Source organism: Pseudomonas brassicacearum subsp. brassicacearum (assembly GCF_008801605.1).
Classification (GTDB): domain Bacteria; phylum Pseudomonadota; class Gammaproteobacteria; order Pseudomonadales; family Pseudomonadaceae; genus Aquipseudomonas; species Aquipseudomonas brassicacearum.
The window spans coordinates 62046-77234 of record NZ_VZPJ01000001.1 but is presented as its reverse complement, the minus strand read 5'-3'; the positions used below and the strand labels follow the sequence as shown (position 1 = coordinate 77234).

Genomic DNA, 15189 nt, shown 5'->3' with positions numbered 1-15189 from the left:
CACGACGCAAAGGAAGGTGCTCTCCATGCGCAATGAAGAACTCAAGGCCTTATTCGATCAGCAGGCCGCCAGCTACGATAAGCAGTGGGCGGGAATGGCGCCCATTCGTGACGCCCTGTACACCCTGCTCGACGCGGTGTTCGCTGACTTACCGGAGAATGCCCGGATACTCTGTGTCGGTGTGGGCACTGGTGCGGAACTGACCCACCTGGTCAAGCAGAACCCCGGCTGGCATTTCACCGCCGTTGATCCCTCGGACGCCATGCTCGATATCTGCCGACAGAAATCGGTACAAGAAGGCTTCCTTTCGCGTTGCAGCTTTCACCATGGTTACCTTGACGCGCTGCCTGCCGAGCCTGACCACGACGGCGCTACCTGTTTTCTGGTGTCTCAGTTTTTGCTCGAACCACAAGCCCGTATAACTTTCTTCCACGAGATCGCCCGCCGGCTTAAGCCGGGTGGAATACTGGCAAACGCCGACCTCGCCGCTGATACCGAATCACCTGCCTATGAGGCGCTACTGCGCAACTGGATGACGCTGATGTCCTCTGCAGGCGTACAGCCGGAAATGCTGGTGAGAGCTCGTGCCGCCTACGCCCGAGACGTGGCTATCCTGCCGACACAGCAGGTCGCCGGTCTCATCGAGAGCGCTGGGTTCGAGGCTCCGGTACAGTTCTTCCAGGCGGGGCTGATGCATGGGTGGTTTTGCCCGCGCAAGGCAGACATCGTCTTGAGTTAGACGTGACCTTGACTTTCAACGCACGCGGTCGCGGCTTTGTGCGGCCAGGTCCAGGGCCTTTTGCATGTCCAGCCGCGCCGAGCGGCCGACGTCTTTGTCGTTGAGTTGGTAGCGGCGCTCCGACGGCAGAATGGGGGCGGTGAGGTCTTCGGCGTCCATCTGTTCGAAGTCGTGATTGTCGCCGATGGTCATGGCGCTGCGGCGTAGCAGCATGCGCAGTTGCTCGGGTTGCAGTTGCGGGTTGATGGACAGCATTGCCGCCAGCAGCCCCGCGACCATGGGCGTGGCGTAGGACGTGCCGCAATGCACTGCGCCTTGCTGGCCTGCGTTGGTCGTCGAGGCATGTGCGCATGCGGCGGCGGTGATGTCGACGCGCATGTCGATGTTCGAGGAGCTGCGTTTGACCGCGTAGGCCGGGTCGTCGACGGCGACGCCGGTGTGCTCGCTGCGCTGGTGCCCGCCGACCACCAGCAATTGCTCGGTGATGAAGGAGGAGGGCAGGCGGTATTCATCGCTGCCCGAGAACGAAGCGCCATTGCCGGCGGAGTTCACCACGATGACGTCGGGATGTTCCTTGCGCAGCCAGAGGAAAAACTCCTCCAGCAACTCCTCGTACCCGCCCATGGCGATGCCCGAGCGCAGCAGCGAGTCGACGTCATCGCCTTTGATGTCTTTCGCGCCGACGCGGTGGATGCCCCAGCTCCAATTGAGTACGCGTACACCGTCCTCCACGAGGTTGACCGAGGCAGCGATGTTGGCGGTGATCCCGGCATCGGAATTACGTTCGACGATGACCTCGAAGCCACCGCTGGTTTTGTCCAGCCCGCGGAGAAAACCAGTGTTGCCGCTGTCGTCCCAGCGTGCTGCGAGAATGCCGGCGACGGTTGTGCCGTGGTTGTCCGGTTTGTCTGCATCGCGGGCGTAGACGCAGGTGCGTGGTGGTGAGCAGGCGCCAAGGTAGTCTGCAAAGTCCGTCGTGTCGAAATCCACATCACGCTCGATCAGGCCGATGCGCACCGGTTGCGGCTGGATGGGCGGCTGTCGTCCGGGGATGCGTCGTTGGTAATAATTCACCGCGTCGAGAAAACGATTCGCGGCCCACTCGTCGGAGTCCAGGGCTGGCTTCTTCGGTTCTTCAGGATGGACTGCGGCTTGCTCGGTTTCTTCGGCCGAGGATTCTTCGATGACCACGGCGTCCACGCTGGTCTCGCTGCCCAGGCGCAGCACCAGGGCGTCGCGCTGCACCAAGTCCTTGGCCGGCAGGCGAAGTTGGTACAGGTTCAGCGGCGCGATGCTGCCGACCACCGTTGCCCCGTACTTGTGGGCCAGGCGCTCGGCTTCCTGGCGGCCATCACGGTCTTCTTCGATCAGCACGCTGACCAGGTCGACATAGGTGGTCAGGCCATCCATGTTCTTCGCTACTTCGTCCGTTCCGGCGGCCAGTACGTGACTGTTGCGCAAGGTCAGCCAGGCGGCATTGCTGGCGCGTGGGCCGTCCTGCAGCCAGAGCGGGCCGCTCTGGTAGTCGGCGCTGTCCAGGCGCAAGCGCAGGTTTTCCCCTTCGCGCTGGACCTTGTCTGCGGGTATCACCTTTGCGCCCAGTTTCAGTTGTGGCGTTGCGTTGCCCAGTCCGCGTACGGTCAGGCACCAGTCCTGGTGCTGGCTTTGCAGCAGGTCGCCGCAGCGTTTCAGGCTTTCCAGGCGCAGCGGTTCAGGCACTGCGGCAGCTGCGCAGGCAGACAAAGAGAACAACGTAGCGAGGGCAGCGGATCGTAGGGGCATGAGCCAGGTTTCTTTGCCGAGGGTCCTGTTGCTCCGACTGTTGCGTTGCTTGCTTCGTTCAGCGCAATAACGCTACCCAGCGATGACGCCTCTTCGTTCAGAAGCTATCGAGGCGCACACCCAACATGAACGCGATACCTGATATCCCGATCAAAACTGTCTTCCGGGTTTTCATAAGCTTCCAGTGTTTCCAAGAACCCTGTGCGCTCAAGACTCACCAGATCCTCAAGGGACCAATCAAAGGGGAAGTCGCTGGAAAAGCTTTCGCCCTGGTATTCAATCCAATGAAAAACCGGGAAGGGCAGGTAACCGAGCCACTCTGATCGATAGGTGATCTCGTCGGATTCGCTGCTCGTCACCACGGCGTGGATCTTGTTCTTGATGGTTGCTTGGCGTTCATCCATGGTGTTTCGATCCTGGGTGATGAGATGGAGAGAGCAGCAAAGTTGTTCGGCTAATGGCAATCATCGACGACAGGCCTCGTATCCTGTGTAGAATCCGTTTTTTCCAGTTTTCAAAGGATTGAGCCCGTGATTACTTGCCATGTCAGGTACGTCATTGACCCCTACCAGATCCCAGCTTTCGAGAGCTACTCGCGCCAATGGATTGAAGTGGTGACCCGAATGGGGGGCGTCCATCATGGCTACTTTCTTCCCGCCGAAGGCGCCAACAATATCGCCTACTGCCTGTTCAGCTTTTCCAGCCTGGCCGACTACGAAAACTATCGAAGGAAAGCCGAACAGGATCCAGCGTGCGTTGAATTGGTGACCCAGGCGACGGAACAACGATTCATTCTGAGTTATGAGCGTAGTTTCCTGCGGCCTGTTCTTGATTGAGCGGGTGGCTGCTTGAATCAATGTCAGATTTCAAGCCATGAGCCAACGTTCGTTAAAGTCCTACATCACACCGAAGACCTATTACTATCGCGGCACCTAGATAGACCTCTGGTTAACGCGTTTGGATAGCGCTTCGGCGCTTTCCTTGCGCTCGGAGTAGCGGTCGACCAAATAGGTTTCTCTGCCGCGCACCAGCAAGGTGAACTTCATCAGTTCCTCCATGACATCGACGACCCGGTCGTAATAGGACGAGGGCTTCATGCGCCCGGCTTCGTCGAACTCAAGGAAGGCTTTGGGGACGGAGGATTGATTGGGGATCGTGACCATGCGCATCCAGCGACCCAGCACGCGGAGTTGGTTCACTGTGTTGAAGGATTGCGAGCCGCCACATACCTGCATCACCGCCAATGTCTTGCTTTGGGAAGGACGAACCGCGCCCAGTGCGAGCGGGATCCAGTCGATCTGCGCCTTGAACACCGCCGACATCGAGCCGTGGCGTTCCGGCGAGCACCAGACCTGGCCCTCCGACCACATCACCAAGTCGCGCAGTTCCTGCACCTTGGGGTGATCGACGGGCGCATCGTCCGGCAGTGGCAACCCGGACGGGTCGAAGATAGCGGTTTCGGCGCCCATGAGCTCCAACAGACGCGCCGCTTCGCGGGTCAGCAACTGACTGAAAGAGCGTTCGCGGGTTGATCCGTACAGCAAAAGTATGCGCGGTTTATGTTCGGGTTCTGCGCTCTTTGCGAGTTTTTCCGCTGTTGGTACGTCGAAGAGTGACAGGTCAAGATTTGGGAAGTCATGCGGGGTTTCGCTGGAGAATTCAGTCATTACACAGCTCCAATCCGGTCCAGAACATATGGAAAAAAGCATATTCGTATTTCCATATGTTTATCGCAAGCCGCAATTGGCTGACCGCGCAAAATTCTGCCGATGGAAAACGATATTCCTTATGGGAATGCCGCGCATAAAATTAATGAATTTTTATTATCCATAAGCGCGGTGTAGCTTGATTTCAGCACACGGAGAACTGCGCCTTGAAATCATCCTCGTTAAGTTCAGCGGAAAAATTTGATACCTCACGGGCCAACGAGTACGGCCGGCAGAGCCGCATTGCGCTCGCTGGATACGACGCCTGCCAGGACCTGGCGGCGTGCATGCTGGCAGCGACCCTTGGAAATGTGGGCTCGGCGAAAATACTGGTGGTGGGCGCCGGCGGTACGGCGCAAGAGATCATTGCAATGGCCAAGCTGGAGCCGGGTTGGCGCTTCACTGCCGTCGATCCGTCCGAGCCTATGCTGGAGGCCGCGAAGCAGCAATTAGTCGCAAACAACGTGCTTGAAAGAACCGCCATGCATCTTGGGCATGTTGAAGACCTGGTAGCCAACGGGTCGTACGATGCTGCCACCTTGATCGGTGTGCTCCATCATCTCGATGGGGATGAAGCCAAGTCGAAAATATTACGGTCCATCCAGGCACGTCTAAAGCCGGGGGCGCCGCTGATTGTCGCCGGGAACCAATATGCGTATGCCAGTCAGCCGTTACTCCTCGCGGCCTGGGGGCAGCGCTGGCGACAGCATGGCGCCAGCCCGGAAGAAGTGACGGTCAAGCTTGGCAAGATTCTTCAAGGCGCCGACCCTCCACATTCCGAGGCAGCGGTTCAAAAACTGTTGAATGATGCAGGATTCGGCAGTGCTACCCGGTTCTTCAGCAGTCTTTTCTGGAGCGCCTGGTTAACCTGCAAAACGGCCTGAGCATGGAGCTTCAGCGACCTGGATCAGCTTTCCGGGGGCGAGATGGGGGCGTCGCTGGCTTCTGCCGCCAGCTTCAGTCGGTCGGCTTTGCTGATGTATTGAGTCTTGTTTTTGGGAGCCAGCTTGGCGCTGGCTTTTTTGGCGTTAGCCTTTAACAACTGGTTTATTTTCTTGCGGCGATTCATGTTGTTCTGCTCAGCATGTCAATTTTCCGGATGGTATCAGCTTTCCGTTTTCTCAGGATCTTTCCTCATTTTTGCAGCGGGCTTCACACGGCGCTCGATAATGATCGAGTCATTCGGGATCTCCAACCGGATCGCCGTTTCATCGGCGTGCATTTCAATGAGTGTCGAATTGCCTACGCCTCGGAAAATCACCGTTGCATTTTCAAATTTTTTGTAATTTTCCAGCGGTGAATCCTTGGGGGCTGGCAATAGATTGGCGTAAGGCGGTTTCACCAGAATCGTTGCCCTTTCTATACGTATTTGCGCGAAGCTCATGGCCACTTGCAGCAAGTCCGAAGTCACGCCGCCCATGAGAAGGGGCGTCAGGAGGATGACCCCACCGATCACTGCCCTGGTTCTCTTCAAGGGTTTCATTTCGGCGTGAGGATTCTGGTCAGGATGCTCGGAATCGACGACTTCAGGTGCCGATGGCTGCGCTGCTTTTATTTTCTTGTTCTGCTCCAGATAGGCGGAGTAAACGATGTACTGAAAAATGGGCAGAAGGATGAGCTGAATGTGTTCCAAGGGGCTTTTATGGGTAAGGAAATAAATGGTCACCGCGCCGCATATTCCAAAAAATACCGAGAGGAAGGTTATTTTTGGTCGTTTGAATTCCAGTACGGGATTTTTATCGGTGATTTTTCCATGTAGCCAGACGAAGCTTCTCAGCACGGGTATGAAGAACGGCGAAAGCAATATCCCGACAGCCGTGACGGAGACTGAAAAGTAAACACAAACCAGTCCGAAGCAAAACGCCGTGACCAGAAACAACAAACTGTCTCCAACGGATACGCCTTGTGGGTAATGACCGTTGCTCAATAAATAACTGACGATGCACGTGCCGCCAATCAGCAATCCGATTTTTGCCGACAGGGAGAGTAGTTTTGTAGCGATCTCTATCTGTTTTTCCAGTCCGGTGGTTGCTTCCCGCATCATAGAATCCTCCTTGATATTAAGCAGCAGACGGTCGCTTCCCGGACGCATCTATCCGTAGAGCATAGCGATGCTTTGGTTGTTCGTGGCGTGAGAGTGCGCGCAGAGTTGGGGCGAGGTTGGCGAATGCTTCCCATGAGTCTCTGGAGGTGATCGCGTGTTCGCACTTGGTACAACGTCTAAATGTAAAAAAAGCGTCTTGAAATGCCGGTCTTCAGACTGCCTTAAGACTTTACCCGCAGGTTGGCAGCATCGCTTCCCAGCGATCGGATCGGGGCTGCCGAATGAGTCGGCGGCTCGTCAGACTTTCACGAGGCGCGTTATGACCCGCGATATTGCCGTAAACCGTTATGGAAAACTGTCGATCACCCTGCACTGGTTGATGCTGGCGCTGTTCGTCGGCGTGTATGCCTGCATTGAGATCAAGGGTTTGTTGCCCCGTGGCAGCACCGGGCGAAGCCTGTTCCTGGGGTTGCACGGGCTCTTCGGGTTGAGCATTTTTGCACTGGTTTGGGTCCGCCTGTTCGGGCGCTTGACACCGCGCCCGCCAGTCACTCCCGCGCCGCCGGCCTGGCAGACGGGTATTTCCCACCTGATGCATGCGGCCCTGTATGGCCTGATGATCGCGACACCGGTGCTGGCCTGGCTGATGCTGGCCGCCGGAGGTAAGCCCATACCGTATTTCGGGTTCTTCTTGCCGGCCCCCGTGGCGGTGGATCCCGATTTGGCCAAACAGCTCAAGTATTGGCACGAATTGCTCGGCAGCAGTGGCTACTGGTTGATCGGCCTGCATGCGGCGGCGGGTCTGTTCCATCATTACTGGGTGGGTGACAACACCCTGGCGCGGATGCTGCCGGGGCGAAACCGCTCTTGACTACTCGGCTGACGCGATGAGTGCTGCGCTGGAAACGCCTGTCTGACTCAGCCCAATTGCGCCGGTTTTGTCAGGTATGTTTGCTCGCACGAACATATCTGACAAATCGGCGTTCCTGTTTCGGTGTTCCCCCGGAACTCCGTGAAGAACCTAGTCCCTTTGTCACTTCAGATTGCTCTGGAAGAAGCTCGTCAGCTTATCGAACGGAATGAGGTTGACCCGATCATAAAGATCGACATGGCCAGCCCCGGGAATGATGACAAGTTCCTTGGGTTGACCGGCGAGCTTGTAAGCCTCCTCGCTGAACTCCCTGGAGTGCGCATCGGCGCCAGCAATGAATAACATCGGATGAGGCGAAATGGTCTCGATGTCATTGAGCGGGTAGAAATTCATGAACTTGATGTTGCTTGTCAGCGTCGGGTGCGTGGTCAGGTCTTTGGACGAGCTCGATGGCGTGAACTCACCGCGGGGGGTGCGGTAGAAGTCATAGAACTCACGTTGGATAGGATGGGTGTTTTCATCCAACTGATGCACCGTACCGCTGGTGTAAAGCGTTTCACCGCCTGCGAACTCCACATTACGCTGCTGTGTGGCCTGCGCGATGATCGCCCGGCGCTGTTCAAGCGTTTGGGAGTGCTTCAATCCGTTGCGATTGACGGCTCCCATGTCATACATGCTCACCGTTGCAATGGCTTTCATGCGCGGGTCAATCTTGGCTGCACTGATAACAAAGCTGCCACTGCCGCAGATGCCGATTGCGCCAATCCGCTCTTTATCGACAAAAGGCTGGGCGCTGAGAAAGTCCACCGCTGCGCTGAAGTCTTCGGCATACATATCCGGCGAGACTGCATTGCGCGGCTGCCCCTCGCTTTCGCCCCAGAATGACAAATCCAGGGAAAGGGTCACGAAACCTCTTTCCGCCATTTTCGTGGCATAGAGATTGGCGCTCTGTTCCTTCACTGCGCCCATCGGGTGGCCTACGACAATTGCCGGATTCCTTGTCTTGCCATTGAGTTTTTTCGGGATGAACAGATTGCCTGCCACGTTCATCTGATATTGGTTTTTAAAATTGACCTTCTGTACGGTCACTTCGTCGCTGGAATAAAAATTGTCTGCGCCATTAGACATATCGGCCCCTATTGCTGACAGTGAACTGACAAGCAGCGTCAGTAAAACGATGATCTTTTTCATTGGAAATCCTATCGATGCGGAGTAATCAATTCTGGGAAAACATCACTTGCACACCCCGCCGGCCCAGCGCCTGAGCCAGTCTTGCGGGGTCGTCCACACGCCCCAGGCGCGTGTATGCGTAGGTTGAAACGAAGTTCGTATAGAAGATGACCAGGGTGTCCGGGCCATACAGCATGAGATCGCCGCTGTGGATCGTTCCCGGCTTGCTCGCTTGGGTAGGTAGTGCTTGGGGGAGGGCGGCGTACTTTTCATTGCGGTTGAGATCACTCATGTCCAACGTCAGTGGCAATAACGCGACGAGCGCGAGGGCAGCTGCGTTGTCGGCCAGGGTGATGGCGAAGCGTTGTTCCCCGACGGTCATCCACATGCCAGTGTTCTCCGTTAGCGAAGATGCCGATGCGGCTTCATTCATTGTCGAATAGCTGCCGAGCACGAGCATCGAAGCCAGCAAACCAAGCCAGGTCGCCCTCATCGCAGTTCTGCTTTCATTCCTGTTCATGGGGAACATGGTGAGCGACGGACAGTCACGCGACTAGCTAATGAATGCTTAACAAGGCTATAAGAATGGCTAATCAATTGGCTTAGATGCGTCTCTCCATGATCAAAAGAAATCTCAATGACCTGCTGTCTTTCGTCACGGTCGCGCGCGAAGGCAGCTTCACGCGCGCTGCCGGGGCATTGGGTGTCACACAATCTGCACTGAGCCAGGCAATCAATGGCCTGGAAGCACGCTTGCAGATCCGCTTATTGACGCGGACCACTCGCAGCGTTTCGCCGACCATCGCTGGTGAGCGGCTGCTGCAAGCGATAGGCAATCGCTTCGATGAAATAGAAGCGGAGCTGGATATGCTGACGGAGATGCGCGACAAGCCCGCGGGCACCGTACGCATCACCTGCGGTGATCATGTCTTGCGCACGACCTTGCTACCCAAACTTACCGGGTTGCTGCACGACTACCCGGATATAAACGTTGAATTTGACGTGTGTTATGGATTCCGAGACATCGTGGCGGATCGGTTTGATGCTGGTGTGCGCCTGGGGGACACCGTCGACAAAGACATGGTTGCCGTTCCGATAGGCCCTCCATTGCGGATGGCTGTCGTCGCTTCGCAAGCGTACTTCGCTGCCCACGCCATTCCCAAGGCCCCGCGCGACCTGATGAGCCATCGCTGTATCAACCAGCGCATGCAGACATCAGGCGGGCTCTATGTCTGGGACTTTGAGCGGCGAGGCAAACAGGTGAACGTGCGAGTTGACGGCCAGCTGATTTTCAACACGTCGACTCATATCGTGCAGGCGGCAGTGGCCGGGCTGGGCGTTGCCTACCTGCCAGAAGAAGAGTTTGAACCGTACCTGCAAGAAGGCCGGCTGGTGCGGGTGCTGGAAGATTGGTGTCCGCCGTTTTCAGGCTACTATTTGTACTATCCCAGCCGGCGACAGCCTTCGCCTGCATTTACATTGGTTGCTAATGCTTTGCGCAAAGACATCTAAGAAAGTAGTCGCTTTCAGAACACGTTTCGTCGTCCATGTGCAATCGCCAACCCCCGGGAGTGGCAAGCTGTGAGGATGCCCCGGACCAGATGCGCCAAAGACACCTGGCCGGAGAGCGAGAATGGCGATCGGATGTGCCACGCGACCGTGACGTGGGCCGCACGCCCAAGCCAAGACTCCGGACGGCGGCCGCTATGCGGCGGTGGCGTTCGAGATGCCGAGGTACGTTTATGCCCGATGAGACGCTTCACCTGCCTTTGATCCACAGCGTGCTTGCGCGCGAAAAGGACACCCCCGGTGCCTTGCTACCTATTCTCCATGCCATCCAGGCAGGCTGCGGGTATGTCCCCGACAGCGCCGTCCCGGAGATCGCCCACGCCCTCAACCTCAGCCAGGCTGAAGTGCGCGGGGTCATCAGTTTCTACCACGATTTCCGCACCACGCCGCCGGCGCGCCATACCCTGCGCCTGTGCCGGGCCGAGTCCTGCAAGAGCATGGGCGCCGAGACCCTGGCTGCGCAGTTGCGCGAGCAATTGGCGCTGGACGATCACGGCACCAGCGCCGATGGGAGCATCAGTCTGCGGCCAGTCTATTGCCTGGGTGCCTGCGTCTGCTCGCCGGCCCTGGAGCTGGACGGGGAGTTGCACGCGCGGATCACGCCCGAGCGTCTGCGTCAGTTGGTCAATGACTGCATGGAGGAGGGCGCATGCTGACGCTCTGTATCCCCCGCGATTCGGTAGCCCGTGCCGTGGGCGCGGACAAGGTGGCCGATGCGTTGGCCCTTGAGGCTGAGCGTCGACAGCTGCCGTTGACGGTGTTGCGCACCAGTTCCCGTGGCCTCTATTGGCTGGAACCGCTGGTGGAGCTTGAAAGCGCCGGCGTCCGGCTGGGCTTTGGCCCTGTCACACCGGCCGATGTGCCGGGCTTGCTGGATGCGCTGGCAGGCGATCCCGGCAGCCATCCGCTGGCCCTGGGGCCGGTGGAGGAGATTCCCTATCTCAAGAGCCAGCAGCGCCTGCTGTTCGCGCGCGCCGGCATCACACAACCGCTGTCCCTGGACGACTACCGTGCCCAGGGCGGTTTCCTGGGCCTGGCCCGGTCCATCCAGATGGATGGCGCAGACGTGGTCGCCAGCGTGCTGGATTCCGGCCTGCGCGGTCGGGGCGGTGCGGCGTTCCCGGCGGGCATCAAGTGGCGCACCGTGCGTGATGCCGTGGGGGCGCAGAAGTATGTGGTGTGTAACGCCGATGAGGGCGACTCCGGCACCTTCGCCGACCGCATGCTGATGGAAGGCGACCCCTTCCTGCTGATCGAAGGCATGATCATTGCCGGCATCGCCGTAGGCGCGACGATGGGCTACATCTACGTGCGTTCGGAATACCCGGCCGCCATCAGTACGCTGAACGAAGCGCTGCGCATCGCTCGCGACGCCGGCTATCTGGGCGCGAACGTGAGCGGTAGCGGCCGCGCCTTCGACATCGAGGTTCGTGTCGGGGCCGGCGCCTATATCTGCGGCGAAGAAACCGCACTGCTGGAATCCCTCGAGGGCAAGCGCGGCACGGTTCGCGCCAAACCGCCACTGCCGGCGATTCAAGGCCTGTTCGGGCTGCCGACCCTGGTGCACAACGTGGTGACCCTGGCCTCGGTGCCGATCATCCTGGAGAAGGGCGCGCAGTTCTATCGCGACTTCGGCATGGGCCGCTCCCTGGGCACGATGCCGTTCCAACTGGCCGGTAACGTCCGTCAGGGCGGTCTGGTGGAGCGCGCCTTCGGCCTGAGCCTGCGTGAACTGGTGGAAGGCTACGGCGGCGGTACTGCCAGCGGTCGGCCCCTGAAGGCCGCGCAAGTGGGTGGGCCGTTGGGTGCCTGGGTGCCGCCTGCGCAATTCGATACACCGCTGGACTACGAAGCGTTCGCCGCCATGGGCGCGATGCTTGGCCACGGTGGCGTGGTGGTCGCCGACGACAGCCTGGACATGGCCCAGATGGCCCGGTTCGCCTTGCAGTTCTGCGCCGAGGAGTCCTGCGGCAAGTGCACGCCGTGCCGGATCGGCTCCACCCGTGGGGTGGAAGTGGTGGATCGCTTGATCGCCAGCACCGAAGCCGGTGCTCGCCAGGAACAGGCCCTGCTGTTGCAGGATCTGTGCGACACCCTGCAATACGGTTCGCTCTGTGCCCTCGGCGGGATGACGTCCTACCCTGTCGCCAGTGCCCTCAAGTATTTCCCCGCCGACTTCGGTCTGGCGACCACGGAGGCCGACCAATGATCAACATCTTCGATCCCAGCAGCGATATCGACCTGGGCACCCCGGCGCGCGAAAGCGACGTGCAGGTCAGCCTGACCATCGACGGGCGCGAAATCAGCGTCACCTCCGGCACCTCGGTCATGCGTGCCGCGGCCTTGCTCGGCACCACCATTCCCAAACTCTGCGCCACCGACAGCCTGGAGGCGTTCGGCTCCTGCCGCATGTGCCTGGTGGAGATCGATGGCATGCGCGGCTACCCGGCCTCCTGCACCACCCCGGTAACCGAAGGCATGGTGGTTCGCACGCAAACCTCCAAGCTCGCCACGCTGCGACGCAACGTGATGGAGCTGTACATTTCCGATCACCCGCTGGACTGCCTGACATGCTCGGCCAACGGCAACTGCGAATTGCAGACCGTGGCGGGGCAGGTGGGCCTGCGCGAAGTGCGCTACGGCTACGAAGGCGCCAATCACCTGGATGAAGCCAAGGACGTTTCCAACCCCTATTTCGAGTACGACCCGAGCAAGTGCATCGTCTGCAACCGCTGCGTGCGTGCCTGCGAGGAAATCCAGGGCACCTTCGCCCTGACGATCACCGGACGCGGTTTTGACTCTCGAGTGGCGGCGGCCGGCGGTGACAACTTCCTCGATTCCGAATGCGTGTCCTGCGGCGCCTGCGTGCAGGCATGTCCGACGGCGACCCTGATCGACAAGAGCGTCGTGGAGATCGGCCAGCCGGAGCGCAGCGTCATCACCACTTGCGCCTACTGTGGCGTGGGTTGCTCGTTCCGCGCCGAGATGAAAGGCGAACAACTGGTGCGCATGGTCCCGGACAAGAACGGCCAGGCCAACCACGGCCACTCCTGCGTCAAGGGGCGCTTCGCCTGGGGCTACGCCACGCACCCGGACCGCATCACCAAACCGATGATCCGCAAGCACATCGACGACCCGTGGCAGGAAGTCAGTTGGGATGAGGCGGTCACTTACGCCGCCAGCGAATTGCGCCGGATCCAGCTCAAGTACGGACGCGATTCCATCGGCGGCATCACCTCCAGCCGTTGCACCAACGAAGAAACCTACCTGGTGCAGAAACTGGTGCGCACCGCGTTCGGCAACAACAACGTCGACACCTGTGCCCGCGTCTGCCATTCGCCTACCGGTTACGGCCTCAAGCAGACTTTGGGCGAATCCGCTGGTACCCAGAACTTCGACTCGGTGATGAAAGCCGACGTCATTCTGGTGATGGGCGCCAACCCCACTGACGCGCACCCGGTGTTCGGCTCCCAGCTCAAGCGCCGCCTGCGCCAGGGCGCACGGCTGATCGTCATCGATCCACGGCGCATCGACCTGGTGGATTCACCTCACGCCCGTGCCGAGCTGCACCTGCAACTGCGTCCGGGCACCAACGTGGCAATGCTCAACGCGTTGGGTCATGTGATTGCCACCGAGGGCTTGATTGACCAGCCTTTTGTCGAGGCACGCTGCGAGGCGGCGGACTTCGCTCGCTGGCGCGATTTCGTCAGCCTGCCGGAAAACTCCCCCGAGGTCCTGGGCCCGGTGTGTGGCGTGCCTGCCGAGCAGATCCGCGCCGCCGCACGGCTCTACGCCACCGGCGGCAACGCGGCCATCTACTATGGCCTCGGCGTCACCGAGCACAGCCAGGGCAGCACCTCGGTCATGGGCATCGCCAACCTGGCCATGGCCACCGGCAACATCGGTCGCGAAGGTGTCGGGGTTAACCCGCTGCGTGGACAGAACAACGTCCAGGGCTCCTGCGACATGGGCTCATTTCCCCACGAGCTGCCGGGCTATCGGCATATTTCCAACGAAGCGGTACGCGCCGAGTTCGAACAGGCGTGGAACGTCACCCTGCAACCCGACCCGGGCCTGCGCATTCCCAACATGTTCGAGGCGGCCCTGGACGGCACCTTCAAGGCGCTCTATTGCCAAGGCGAGGACATCGCCCAGAGCGACCCCAACACCCAGCATGTGACGGCCGCGTTGTCCGCTTTGGAATGCGTGATCGTCCAGGACATCTTCCTCAACGAGACGGCCAAGTTCGCCCACGTGTTCCTGCCGGGCAGCTCGTTCCTTGAGAAGGACGGCACCTTCACCAACGCCGAGCGCCGCATCTCCCGCGTTCGCAAGGTGATGGACCCGCTGGCCGGCAAGGCCGACTGGGAAGCCACCATCGCCCTGGCCGACGCCCTGGGCTACAAGATGCACTACAACCATCCTTCGGAAATCATGGATGAAATCGCCCGCCTGACGCCGACTTTCACCCGCGTCAGCTACGCCGAACTGGATCGTCACGGCAGCCTGCAATGGCCTTGCAACGATGCCGCACCGGACGGTACGCCGACCATGCACATCGATCAGTTCGTGCGCGGTAAAGGGCGCTTCATGCTCACCGGCTACGTGCCCACCGATGAGAAGGTCAACGGCCGCTACCCGCTGCTGCTGACCACCGGACGCATCCTCAGCCAGTACAACGTCGGCGCCCAGACCCGACGCACCGACAACGTGGCCTGGCACGAGGAGGATCGGCTGGAGATTCACCCAACCGACGCCGAGAACCGCGGGATCGTCGACGAAGACTGGGTGGGTATCGGCAGTCGTGCCGGGCAGACGGTGCTGCGTGCGAAGGTGACCGAGCGGGTGGCACCGGGCGTGGTCTACACCACGTTCCATTTCCCTGAGTCGGGCGCCAACGTGATCACCACCGACAACTCCGACTGGGCCACCAACTGCCCGGAATACAAGGTGACGGCGGTCGAGATCGTGCGGGTCAGCCAGCCTTCGGAATGGCAGAAGCGTTACCAGGCGTTCAGTGATGAACAGGGACGCTTGCTCAGGGAACGTCGCCATGCCGAGAAAGCCGAGGTGCGTCGATGAGTTCTGATAGCTTGATCAAGATGGCCAACCAGATCGCCCAGTACTTCGCCACCGAGCCGGATCACACATTGGCGGTGAATGGCGTGCGCCAGCACATCAAGAGCTTCTGGACGCCGGGCATGCGCCGGCAATTGCAGGATTGGCAGCAGATGCATCCGGGGGCTGTCCTGCACCCCCTGGTGCTGGAGGCGCTGACTGAGCCGGAGGGGACGACCTAGCGCGGTTT

The 15189-nt window shown here is 59.6% G+C and carries 16 protein-coding genes; 9 read left to right on the top strand and 7 right to left on the bottom strand.

Translation table 11 applies throughout. From position 1 onward, the window contains the following. Positions 1-25: 25 nt before the first annotated feature. On the top strand, positions 26-739 hold the full coding sequence (locus tag F7R20_RS00355) for a class I SAM-dependent methyltransferase (protein ID WP_003201260.1): 714 nt from the start codon (positions 26-28) through the stop codon (positions 737-739). Positions 740-754: 15 nt separating this feature from the next. Here the strand turns inward: F7R20_RS00355 and F7R20_RS00350 are convergent, their stop codons facing one another. Continuing rightward, the gene (locus F7R20_RS00350) at positions 755-2521 is read right to left on the bottom strand and encodes a S8/S53 family peptidase (RefSeq protein WP_003201262.1); all 1767 of its coding nucleotides are present in this window, start codon (positions 2519-2521) and stop codon (positions 755-757) included. A 104-nt stretch (positions 2522-2625) separates the two neighbouring features. Further along, on the bottom strand, positions 2626-2925 hold the full coding sequence (locus tag F7R20_RS00345) for a hypothetical protein (RefSeq protein ID WP_003201264.1): 300 nt from the start codon (positions 2923-2925) through the stop codon (positions 2626-2628). A gap of 126 nt (positions 2926-3051) precedes the next feature. Here F7R20_RS00345 and F7R20_RS00340 point away from each other — a divergent pair, with 126 nt between their 5' ends. Then, a complete protein-coding gene (locus tag F7R20_RS00340) occupies positions 3052-3357 on the top strand; it encodes an NIPSNAP family protein (RefSeq protein WP_003201266.1) in 306 nt (101 codons plus the stop codon). 96 nt (positions 3358-3453) lie between these two features. On the opposite strand, the gene arsH is transcribed toward F7R20_RS00340, so the two are convergent. Next, the gene (gene arsH / locus F7R20_RS00335) at positions 3454-4188 is read right to left on the bottom strand and encodes an arsenical resistance protein ArsH (RefSeq protein WP_003201268.1); all 735 of its coding nucleotides are present in this window, start codon (positions 4186-4188) and stop codon (positions 3454-3456) included. Positions 4189-4394: 206 nt separating this feature from the next. Between arsH and F7R20_RS00330 the strand changes: the two genes are divergently transcribed. Further along, on the top strand, positions 4395-5111 hold the full coding sequence (locus F7R20_RS00330) for a class I SAM-dependent methyltransferase (protein WP_003201270.1): 717 nt from the start codon (positions 4395-4397) through the stop codon (positions 5109-5111). 23 nt (positions 5112-5134) lie between these two features. On the opposite strand, the gene F7R20_RS00325 is transcribed toward F7R20_RS00330, so the two are convergent. Then, on the bottom strand, positions 5135-5296 hold the full coding sequence (locus F7R20_RS00325; RefSeq protein ID WP_003201271.1) for a DUF2986 domain-containing protein: 162 nt from the start codon (positions 5294-5296) through the stop codon (positions 5135-5137). Between the two features lie 36 nt (positions 5297-5332). After that, on the bottom strand, positions 5333-6271 hold the full coding sequence (locus F7R20_RS00320; RefSeq protein ID WP_003201272.1) for a hypothetical protein: 939 nt from the start codon (positions 6269-6271) through the stop codon (positions 5333-5335). 319 nt (positions 6272-6590) lie between these two features. Here F7R20_RS00320 and F7R20_RS00315 point away from each other — a divergent pair, with 319 nt between their 5' ends. Further along, a complete protein-coding gene (locus F7R20_RS00315; protein ID WP_003201275.1) occupies positions 6591-7142 on the top strand; it encodes a cytochrome b in 552 nt (183 codons plus the stop codon). 162 nt (positions 7143-7304) lie between these two features. Here the strand turns inward: F7R20_RS00315 and F7R20_RS00310 are convergent, their stop codons facing one another. Continuing rightward, positions 7305-8333 carry an alpha/beta hydrolase gene (locus F7R20_RS00310; RefSeq protein WP_003201277.1) on the bottom strand — a complete coding sequence of 343 codons (1029 nt, stop codon included), beginning with the start codon at positions 8331-8333 and terminating at the stop codon, positions 7305-7307. A 25-nt stretch (positions 8334-8358) separates the two neighbouring features. Continuing rightward, positions 8359-8805 (bottom strand): cyclophilin-like fold protein, encoded by a 447-nt coding sequence (locus F7R20_RS00305; RefSeq protein ID WP_033028105.1) that lies wholly within the window; start codon positions 8803-8805, stop codon positions 8359-8361. 125 nt (positions 8806-8930) lie between these two features. Between F7R20_RS00305 and F7R20_RS00300 the strand changes: the two genes are divergently transcribed. The 5 genes from F7R20_RS00300 (at position 8931) to F7R20_RS00280 (ending at position 15181) form a co-directional block, all read left to right on the top strand. Beyond that, the gene (locus tag F7R20_RS00300) at positions 8931-9824 is read left to right on the top strand and encodes a LysR family transcriptional regulator (RefSeq protein ID WP_003201282.1); all 894 of its coding nucleotides are present in this window, start codon (positions 8931-8933) and stop codon (positions 9822-9824) included. A gap of 230 nt (positions 9825-10054) precedes the next feature. After that, positions 10055-10537, top strand: a complete 483-nt coding sequence (locus F7R20_RS00295; RefSeq protein WP_003201284.1) for a formate dehydrogenase subunit gamma — start codon at positions 10055-10057, stop codon at positions 10535-10537. Continuing rightward, entirely contained in the window at positions 10531-12090 is a 1560-nt protein-coding gene (locus F7R20_RS00290) for a formate dehydrogenase beta subunit (RefSeq protein ID WP_003201286.1), read from the top strand. Before F7R20_RS00295 ends, F7R20_RS00290 begins: the two co-directional genes overlap by 7 nt. Continuing rightward, positions 12087-14963, top strand: a complete 2877-nt coding sequence (fdhF, locus tag F7R20_RS00285) for a formate dehydrogenase subunit alpha (protein ID WP_003201288.1) — start codon at positions 12087-12089, stop codon at positions 14961-14963. Before F7R20_RS00290 ends, fdhF begins: the two co-directional genes overlap by 4 nt. After that, positions 14960-15181, top strand: a complete 222-nt coding sequence (locus F7R20_RS00280) for a formate dehydrogenase subunit delta (protein WP_003201292.1) — start codon at positions 14960-14962, stop codon at positions 15179-15181. The genes fdhF and F7R20_RS00280 overlap by 4 nt, the downstream gene beginning before the upstream one ends. Positions 15182-15189: the final 8 nt, after the last annotated feature.